Below are 8513 nucleotides of genomic sequence, written 5' to 3'. Positions count from 1 at the left end.
GGTGCAGCCAGCCAGGCCCCCGCCATTACCGTGGCGGATCGCAACCAGCCGCTGGTGCTGTCGTACGCCCAGCAGCGTCAGTGGTTCCTCTGGCAGCTGGAACCGGGCAGTGCCGCCTACAACATCCCGTCGGCCCTGCGCTTGAAGGGCGAACTGGATATCGAGGCACTGCGCAGCAGCTTCGCCGCGCTGATCGCCCGTCACGAAACCCTGCGCACCACCTTCCGCCAGCAGGGCGACAGTGCCGAGCAGGTGGTGCATGCGCGGCTGGAAACGCCGCTGGACATCACCACGGCAGGCCTGGACGAAGCCGGCGTGCAGGCCTGGGTCGAGACCCAGGTGCGCCAGTCGTTCGACCTGCAACACGGCCCGTTGCTGCGCGCCCGCCTGCTGCGCCTGGGCGCCGACGAGCATGTGCTGGTACTGGTGCTGCACCATATCGTTGCTGACGGCTGGTCGATGCCGATCCTGGTCGACGAACTGGTGCGCGGCTATGAAAGCCACCTGCAAGGCCAGGCCCCGCAACTGCCGGCGCTGGCCTTCCAGTACGCCGACTACGCGGCCTGGCAGCGTCAGTGGATGGAAGCCGGCGAACAACAGCGCCAGCTCGACTACTGGCAGGCGCGCCTGGGCAGCACCCAGCCGATCCTCGAACTGGCCACCGATCGCCCGCGCCCTGTGGTGCAGCAATATGAGGGTGCGCGCCTGCCGGTGGACCTTGAGCCAAGCCTGGTTGCCCAGCTCAAGACGCTGGCCGGGCAGCATGACGTGACCCTGTTCATGCTCCTGCTGGCCTCGTTCCAGGCCTTGCTGCATCGCCACAGCGGCCAGTCGGACATCCGTGTCGGCGTGCCGGTGGCCAACCGCACCCGGGCCGAGACCGAAGGCCTGATCGGCTTCTTCGTCAACACCCAGGTGCTGGATGCGCGCTTCCAGCCGCAGATTCGTTTCGACGAACTGCTGCAACAGGTCAAGCACACCGCCCTGGGCGCCCAGGCGCATCAGGAGCTGCCCTTCGAGCAATTGGTCGAAGCCCTGCAGCCCGAGCGCAGCCTGAGCCACAGCCCGCTGTTCCAGGTGATGTTCAACCACCAGACCCAGGTGCTGGGTGAATCCCGCGTACTTGCGGGCCTCAGCCTGCAGGGGCTGGTGTCGGACAAGCAGACCGCACAGTTCGACCTGACCCTGGACACTGCCGAACACGAAGGCGGCCTGAGCGCGACCCTGACCTACGCTACCAGCCTGTTCGAGCCGGCGACCGTAGCGCGCATGGCCGAGCACTGGCGCAACCTGTTGCAGGGCATCTGCCAGGACGCCGGGCAGCGCGTCGCCGAACTGCCGTTGCTGAGCCGCGAGGAGCGCGAACGCACCTTGTACGCCTGGAACGACAGCGCCGCCGACTACCCGCGCGGGCAGACCGTCCAGCAGTTGATCGAGGCACAGGCTGCCCGCACGCCGCAGGCCGTCGCCGCGGTGCTGGGCGAGCAGTCGCTGAGCTACGCGCAACTGAACCAGCGCGCCAACGCCCTGGCCCACCACCTGCGAAGCCTGGGCGTCGGCCCCGATGTGCTGGTGGGGATCGCGGTGGCGCGCAGCCTGGACATGCTCGTCGGCCTGCTGGCGGTGCTCAAGGCCGGTGGCGCCTACGTGCCGCTGGACCCGCAGTTCCCCGAGGACCGCCTGGCCTACATGATGGAGGACAGCGGCATTGCGCTGCTGCTGACTCAGTCCAGCCTGGTGCAACGCCTGCCGGTCCCGCCGCAGGTGCGCTGCCTGTGCCTGGACCAGGCGCTGCCGGGCGAGTACAGCCAGGACAACCCGCGTCCGCTGGCACACCCGGAAAACCTCGCCTATGTGATCTACACCTCCGGCTCCACCGGCAAGCCCAAGGGCGTGACCATCCGCCACGACGCGCTGGTCAACTTCCTCTGCAGCATGGCGCGCCAGCCGGGTATCGATGCTCATGACAAGGTGCTGTCGCTGACCTCGCTGTCGTTCGACATCGCCGGCCTCGAGCTGTACCTGCCGTTGCTGCGCGGTGCCTGCGTGGTGCTGCTGGGCGAACAGGTGAACAAGGACCCGCAGGCATTGCTGGCGGTGATCCAGGCCCAGGCGGTCAGCGTCGTCCAGGCCACCCCGTCGACCTGGCGCATGCTGCTGGACGCCGCGGCGCCCGGCGCCTTTGCCGGCAAGAAGGTACTGTGCGGCGGCGAGGCGCTGAGCGCCGAGCTGGCCCAGCGCCTGATCGCCCAGGCCGGTCATGTGTGGAACGTGTACGGCCCGACCGAGACCACCATCTGGTCGGCCTGCCATTACCTGACCGGCAGCGACGACGTGTGGCTGGGGCGGCCATTGGCCAACACCCGCCTGCACGTGGTCAGCGGTGAGCTCGACGTGCTGCCGCAAGGTGCGCGTGGCGAGTTGCTGATCGGCGGTGACGGCTTGGCGCGGGGCTACCACAACCGCCCGGGCCTGACCGCCGAGCGTTTCGTCCCGGACCCGTTCGCCAGCGAGCCGGGCGCGCGCCTGTATCGCACCGGCGACCTGACCCGCTACCGCGAGGACGGGGTGATCGAGTACGTCGGGCGCCTGGACCACCAGGTGAAGATCCGTGGCTTCCGTATCGAACTGGGCGAAATCGAGGAGCGCCTGTTGTTGCACCCGGCGATCCGCGAGGCCGCGGTGATCGATATCGATGGCCCGGCCGGCAAGCAGCTGGCCGCCTACCTGGTGCTGCACGATGCGCAGCAAAGCGTGGAAGCGCTGCGCGGCGAGCTGCGTGCGCACCTGAAGGCCGGCCTGCCGGACTACATGGTGCCGAGCCATCTGGTCGGCCTGACGCGAATGCCGCAGACCCCCAACGGCAAGCTCGACCGCAAGGCCCTGCCGCTGCCAGATGCCAGCCAGTTGCAGGCAGCCCACGTGGCACCGGTCACGGAGCTGGAGCGCAAGCTGGCGGCGATCTGGGCCGAGGTGCTGCAGGTCGAGCGGGTGGGCCTGCAGGACAACTTCTTCGACCTCGGCGGGCACTCGCTGCTGATCGTCCAGGTGATCGGCCGGGTGCGCGAGCAACTGGGCGTCGACCTGAGCCTCAACGAGCTGTTCGAGCAGGCCACGCTGGCCGACTTCAGCCAGGTGGTGGAGCGCAAGTCGGGGCAGGTCGCCAACGCCCATGACGAGCTGACTAAATCCTTGGAGGCCTTGAAACGTCTTACTGCACAGGAAATAGATAATCTGATCGCTTAGCGGGAGACATTCAAAGTGCAAGAGCTGCTCGACTCCGTAAAGTCGCTGTCCACCAGGGAGCGCAAGGCATTGGCAGCCTTGCTCAAGCGCCAGGGTGTCAACCTCTACGGGGTCACCCCGATCTTCAGAAGGGAATCGGCGGACGGGGCAGCGCTTTCCTATGCACAACAGCGCCAGTGGTTCCTCTGGCAGCTCGACCCGCACAGCGCCGCCTATAACATCCCGGCGGCGCTGCGGCTCAAGGGCGCGCTGGATGTCGAGGCGTTGCAGCGCAGCTTCGACAGCCTGGTGGCGCGCCACGAAACCCTGCGCACCACCTTCCGCCAGGAAGGTGACGGCGCGCTGCAGATCGTCCATCCGCCAATGCCCGTGGCGCTGGCGGTGGAGCCCTTCGTGCCTGCGGATTCGACGGATCTGCAGGCAGCCATCCGCGCGCGCGTGGAGGCCGAGGTGCAGCAGTCGTTCGACCTGGAGCATGGTCCGTTGCTGCGGGTCAGGCTGCTGGTGCTGGGGCCTGAAGAGCATGTGCTGATCCTGACTGTGCACCATATCGTTTCCGATGGCTGGTCCACGCCGATCCTGGTGGACGAGCTGATCCGCCTGTACGAAGGCTTGCGCCTGGGCTCGCCGGTAACCCTGGCCGAGCTGCCGATCCAGTACGCCGACTACGCCCTGTGGCAGCGCGACTGGATGGAGGCGGGCGAGCAGGAGCGTCAGCTCGGTTACTGGCGCGAGCAGCTGGCGGGCGAGCAGCCGCTGCTGGAACTGCCTGTCGACCGCCCGCGGCCGTCGGTGCAGAACTTCCAGGGCGCACGCCTGGCCATCGATATCGATGCCTCCCTGGCGCAGGGGCTCAAGGCCCTGGCGCGCCAGCAGGGGGTAACCCTGTTCATGCTGTTGCTGGCCTCCTTCCAGACCCTGCTGCATCGCTACAGCGGGCAGGCCGACATCCGTGTCGGCGTGCCGGTGGCCAACCGTACCCGTGCCGAAACCCAAGGGCTGATCGGCTTCTTCGTCAACACCCAGGTGCTCAAGGCCGAGTTCGCGCCGCAGACCACCTTCGCCGCGTTGCTGCAGCAGGTGCGTGAAACCTCGCTGCAGGCCCAGGCGCACCAGGACCTGCCGTTCGAGCAACTGGTCGAGGCGCTGCAGCCCGAGCGCAGCATGAGCCACAACCCGTTGTTCCAGGTGCTGTTCAACCACCAGGCCGAAAGCCCGGGCATGGTCCGTGAGCTGGGCGGGCTGCAGGTCGAGGGCTTGAGCTGGGAAGGGCAGACCACCCAGTTCGACCTGATCCTCAACACGGCCGAGCACGAGGGTGGGCTGATTGCGGCGTTCACCTATGCCACCTCGCTGTTCGATGCGGTCACGGTCGAGCGCATCGGCCGGCATTGGCGCAACCTGTTGCAGGGCATCTGCGCGGATTACGCCCAGCGCGTGGCGCAGTTGCCGTTGCTCGATGCGGCAGAGCTGGGGGCGTGGACGGCCGATGTGCAGCGCTACCCAAGCTCCGAGTGCGCTCACGCGCTGATCGAGCAGCAGGCGGCGCGCACGCCTGAAGCGATCGCTGTGACCTTCGCCGGCCAGGCGTTGAGCTATGACCAGCTCAACCGCCGCGCCAACCGCCTGGCGCACAAGCTGCGCGCGCAGGGTGTGGGGCCGGATGTGCTGGTGGGCATCGCGGTGGAGCGTGGTTTCGAAATGATCGTCGGCTTGCTGGCGATTCTCAAGGCCGGGGGCGCCTATGTGCCGCTGGACCCGGAATACCCGCAGGATCGCCTGAGCTACATGATGGAAGACAGCGGCATTCAGTTGCTGCTGACTCAAGGCCATTTGCTGGCCGGGCTGCCGGTGCCAGCGCAGGTGAGCAGTCTGTCTCTCGAAGATGATCTGACTGGCTACAGTGACGAGAATCCGGAGCACCTGACCCAGCCGGATAACCTGGCCTATGTGATCTACACCTCGGGCTCGACCGGCAAGCCGAAAGGCACCTTGCTGCCGCACCACAATCTGCTGCGCCTGTTCAAGGCGACGGACGCCTGGTTTGGCTTTGGTGCGCAGGACGTGTGGACGCTGTTCCACTCGTACGCCTTCGACTTCTCGGTGTGGGAGATCTTCGGTGCGCTGCTGCACGGTGGTCGTCTGGTGATCGTGCCGCGTGAGGTGACCCGTTCGCCGGAGGACTTCCACCAGTTGCTGGTGGAGCAGGGCGTGACGGTGCTGAACCAGACCCCGTCGGCATTCAAACCGCTGATGCGCGTGGCCTGTGACAGTGCATCCGGCCTTGCGCTGCGCTATGTGATCTTCGGCGGCGAAGCCCTGGATGTGGCCGCGTTGCAGCCGTGGTTCGAGCGCTTCGGCGAGGATTGCGACAACCTGATCAACATGTACGGCATCACCGAGACCACGGTGCACGTGACCTACCGGCCGATCCGCTTCGCCGACACGCAACAGGCGGGCAGCCCGATCGGTGCGGCGATCCCGGACCTGTCGATGTACGTGCTGGACGCCGATTTCAACCCGGTGGCCAAGGGCTGCACCGGCGAGCTGCATGTCGGCCACGCCGGCCTGGCGCGGGGTTACCACAACCGCGCCTCGCTGACCGCCGAACGTTTCGTGCCGGACCCGTTTTCCAGTGAGGGCGGACGCCTGTACCGCACCGGCGACCTGGCGCGTTACCGCGAACAGGGCGTGATCGAGTACGTGGGCCGGATCGACCACCAGGTGAAGATCCGTGGCTTCCGTATCGAGCTGGGCGAGATCGAAGCGCGTCTGCAAGAACATGCGGCGGTGCGTGAAGTGCTGGTGCTGGATATCGACGGGGCAGGGGGCAAGCAACTGGCCGCCTACCTGATCGCCCAGGACGCGAATGCAGACCAGGCAACCCTGCGCGACATGCTGAAACAGCACCTGAAAGCCAACCTGCCGGACTACATGGTGCCGACGCATTTCCTGGTGCTGGACCAGTGGCCATTGACCGCCAACGGCAAGCTGGACCGCAAGGCCCTGCCCAAGCCGGATGCCAGCCAGCTGCAACAAGGCTACGTGGCCCCACGCACGGCGCTGGAGCAGCAACTGGCGGCGATCTGGGCCGAGGTGCTGAAAGTCGAGCAGGTGGGCTTGCACGACAACTTCTTCGAGCTCGGCGGCCACTCGTTGCTGGCCACCCAGGTCACCTCGCGGATCCGCCAGCGCCTGAATGTGGAAGTGTCGCTGCGCAGCCTGTTCGAATCCGCCGACCTGCAAGCCTTCGCTCAGGCCGCTGGCGAAGGCGCGGCCAGCCAGGTGCCGGCGTTCAGCGTCGTGGACCGCAACCAGCCGCTGGCCTTGTCCTACGCCCAGCAGCGCCAGTGGTTCCTCTGGCAACTGGAGCCGGCCAGTGCCGCGTACAACATTCCGTCGGCCCTGCGCTTGAAGGGCGAACTGGATATCGAGGCACTGCGCAGCAGCTTCGCCGCGCTGGTCGCCCGCCACGAAACCCTGCGCACGACCTTCCACCAGGAAGGCGAACAGGCCTGGCAACGGATCCATGTCGCAGGTGATTTCGACCTGCCGGTCGAGACGGTGGCGAGCGAGGCGCTTCAGGCGCGAGTTGCGCAGGAGACCGCGCAGCCGTTCGACCTGGAGCACGGCCCGTTGCTGCGTGCCCGCCTGCTGCGCCTGGCCGCCGACGAGCATGTGCTGGTCCTGACCCTGCACCATATCGTCGCCGATGGTTGGTCGATGCCGATCATGGTCGATGAAGTGGTGCGTCTGTATGCCGGGTACCGTCAGGGCGCCGAGGCGCAACTGCCGGCCCTGGCGTTCCAGTACGCGGATTATGCTGCCTGGCAGCGCCAGTGGATGGCGGCGGGCGAGCAGGCGCGCCAGCTCGACTACTGGCGTCAGCAACTGGGCGAGGAGCAACCGGTGCTGGAGTTGCCTGCCGACCGCCCACGCCCGTTGCAGCTGAGTCATGCCGGGGCACGCCTGGATATCCGCCTGGAGCCGGAACTCGCCGAGGCGCTGAAAGTCACCGCACGGCAACAGGGCGTGACCCTGTTCATGCTGTTGCTGGCCTCGTTCCAGGTGCTGCTGCACCGCCTCAGTGGTCAATCGCAGGTGCGCGTCGGCGTCCCGGTCGCCAACCGCAACCGGGCCGAGACCGAGGGCCTGATCGGCTTCTTCGTCAACACCCAGGTGCTCAAGGCTGAGTTCGCGCCGCAGACCACCTTCGCCGGATTGCTGCAACAGGTCCGGCACACCGCCGTGCAGGCCCAGGCGCACCAGGACCTGCCGTTCGAGCAACTGGTCGAGGCGCTGCAACCCGAACGCAGCCTGAGCCACAGCCCACTGTTCCAGGTGCTGTTCAACCACAAGGCGGAAAACCCCGGCATGGCCCAGGAACTGGCCGGGCTGCGGATCGAGGGGCTGGGTTGGGAAGACCGCAGCACCCAGTTCGACCTGGTCCTGAACACGGTCGAGCACGACGCGGGGTTGAACGCCATCCTGACCTACGCCACTGCATTGTTCGATCCGGCCACTGCCGAGCGTCTGGGTAGGTACTGGCGCAATCTGTTGCAGGGCATCTGCCAGGACAGCGCCCAACGCGTGGCGCAGTTGCCATTGCTCGATGCGCTCGAGTTGGAGGAGTGGCAAGCGAATGTGCGGCGTTACCCAAGCACCGAGTGCGCTCACGCGCTGATCGAGCAGCAGGCGGCGCGTACGCCTGAAGCGATCGCCGTGACCTTTGCCGGGCAGGCGCTGAGTTATGACCAGCTCAACCGCCGTGCCAACCGCCTGGCGCACAAGCTGCGCGAGCAGGGCGTGGGGCCGGATGTGCTGGTGGGCATCGCGGTGGAGCGTGGTTTCGAGATGATCGTCGGCCTGCTGGCGATCCTCAAGGCCGGTGGCGCCTATGTGCCGCTGGATCCGGAGTATCCGCAGGACCGCCTGAGCTACATGATGGAGGACAGCGGCATCGCACTGCTGCTGACTCAAGACCATTTGCTGGCCGACCTGCCGGTGCCGGCGCATGTGCGCGGCTTGAAGCTGGAAGATGATCTGGCCGGCTACAGCGACGAAAACCCCGAGCACCTGACCCAGCCGGACAACCTGGCCTATGTGATCTACACCTCGGGCTCCACCGGCAAGCCAAAAGGCACCTTGCTGCCACACCACAACCTGCTGCGTCTGTTCAAAGCCACCGATGCCTGGTTCGGCTTCGGCCCGCAGGATGTGTGGACGCTGTTCCACTCGTACGCCTTCGATTTCTCGGTGTGGGAGAT

At 66.7% G+C, this 8513-nt stretch carries 2 protein-coding genes; both read left to right on the top strand.

Going from position 1 to position 8513, the window contains the following annotated elements; all coding sequences use genetic code 11:
• On the top strand, window positions 1-3246 hold a 3246-nt coding region (locus DFS21_RS26365; RefSeq protein WP_146603177.1), incomplete at its 5' end, for a non-ribosomal peptide synthetase.
• Between the two features lie 15 nt (window positions 3247-3261).
• A partial coding sequence (locus DFS21_RS26360) for a non-ribosomal peptide synthetase (RefSeq protein WP_111533458.1) occupies window positions 3262-8513 on the top strand: 5252 nt, incomplete at its 3' end.

Source organism: Pseudomonas sp. 2848 (genome assembly GCF_003253945.1).
Lineage (GTDB): Bacteria > Pseudomonadota > Gammaproteobacteria > Pseudomonadales > Pseudomonadaceae > Aquipseudomonas.
The sequence above is the reverse complement of the archived record's forward strand: the minus strand, read 5'-3'. Positions and strand labels throughout refer to the sequence as shown.